The 259-nt window shown below is 66.0% G+C and carries 1 protein-coding gene; it reads left to right on the top strand.

Features of this window, described 5'->3' with window-relative positions; translation table 11 throughout:
* On the top strand, positions 1–259 hold a 259-nt coding region (locus ACTFO6_RS19055; protein WP_439935908.1), incomplete at both ends, for an ATP-binding cassette domain-containing protein.

The following is a 259-nucleotide window of genomic DNA, read 5'->3' as shown; positions in this document are numbered from 1 at the left end:
CCTATACCCGCTGCGACCGCGCCGGCATCGGTCGCGATCTGGACATGGTGTTCCATCTTTTTCCCCGGCTCCAGGAGCGGGAGAAGCAGCTCGGCGGCTCCCTGTCAGGCGGGGAGCAACAGATGCTGGCCATTGGCCGCGGGCTGATGGCGCACCCCCGGCTTCTGCTTCTGGACGAACCGTCCCTGGGCCTCGCCCCCCTCATCGTTCAGGACATTTTCGCCACACTGCGTCAGATCAACCGGGAGCAGGGGACGAC

Source organism: Pelomicrobium sp. G1, from assembly GCF_051905455.1.
Classification (GTDB): Bacteria; Pseudomonadota; Gammaproteobacteria; order Burkholderiales; family UBA6910; genus Pelomicrobium.
This window is presented reverse-complemented; position numbering and strand designations above follow the sequence as displayed.